Below are 1,209 nucleotides of genomic sequence, written 5' to 3'. Positions count from 1 at the left end.
CCTCGGTGTCACCGGCACCGCGCTCTACGTCGACCCGGTCGCCAACCAGGTCGTCGTGGGTGTGGACAGCACGGTGTCCGCCGCCGCGCGGGCCCGGATCCGGGCCGCCGTCGACGCCTCCGGCGGCATGGCACGCGTCGTCCCGCTCGCCGGCACGCTGAGCATGCGGATCTCCGGCGGTGACGCGATCTACGGCGGCGGGTACCGGTGCTCACTCGGCTTCAACGTCCGCAGCGGCAGCACCTACTACTTCCTCACCGCCGGGCACTGCACCGACCTGGCCAGCGCCTGGTACGCCAACTCGGCGCTGAGCACCAAGCTCGGCGACCGGACCGGCAGCAGCTTCCCGGGCAACGACTACGGCATCGTCCGCTACACCAACACCTCCGTCGCCATCGACGGCTCGGTCGGTTCGCAGGACATCACCAGCGCCGGCAACGCCTTCGTCGGCCAGTCGGTGACCCGCCGGGGCAGCACCACCGGCACCCACAGCGGCACGGTCACCGGCCTCAACGCCACCGTCCGGTACGCCGAGGGCACCGTCCGCGGCATGATCGCCACCAACGTCTGCGCCGAGGGCGGCGACAGCGGTGGCCCGCTCTATGCCGGCAGCGTCGCGCTCGGCCTCACCTCCGGCGGCAGCGGCAACTGCCGCACCGGCGGCACCACCTTCTTCCAGCCGGTGACGGAGGCCCTCAGCCGGTACGGCGTCGCCGTCTTCTGAGCAGCAAGCTAGGGCCCCCTGTTGACGCCTCGCGTAGAGCAGGGGGCCCCTGTTAACACCGCTCCGGCATCATGGACCGCGTGACGCAGGTGGCGGTATGCGGGCCGGCGACCGCGACGGACACCGAGATCGCCCACGCCCGCCGGGTCGGGGAGCTGCTCGCCGAGCGCGGCGCCACGGTCCTGTGCGGAGGCGGGGGCGGGGTGATGGCCGCGGTCGCCGCCGGCGCCCGCTCCCGCGCCGGCCTCGTCGTCGGCGTACGCCCCGACGACGGCACCGCCCCCGGCCCCGCCGCCGACGTGACGGTCACGGTCACCACCAACCTCGGGCAGGCGCGCAACGCGGTCCTGGTGTGGAGCGCCGACGCGGTGATCGCCGTCGGCGGCTCCTGGGGGACGCTGAGCGAGGTGGCGCTGGCGATGCGGCGCGGCGGCGTACCGGTGGTGGTGCTCGGCGGCTGGCGGGTCGTGGACGCGGACGGCGTG

Annotated in this window: 2 protein-coding genes; both read left to right on the top strand. The window is 74.4% G+C overall.

All coding sequences use genetic code 11. From position 1 onward, the window contains the following. On the top strand, positions 1–724 hold a 724-nt coding region (locus AB0I76_RS30305), incomplete at its 5' end, for a S1 family peptidase (RefSeq protein ID WP_357042680.1). A gap of 80 nt (positions 725–804) precedes the next feature. Beyond that, positions 805–1,209: hypothetical protein (locus AB0I76_RS30300; protein WP_357042677.1), on the top strand; the 405-nt coding region annotated here is incomplete at its 3' end.

The organism is Micromonospora sp. NPDC049799 (genome assembly GCF_040656655.1).
GTDB lineage: Bacteria > Actinomycetota > Actinomycetes > Mycobacteriales > Micromonosporaceae > Micromonospora.
This window is presented reverse-complemented; position numbering and strand designations above follow the sequence as displayed.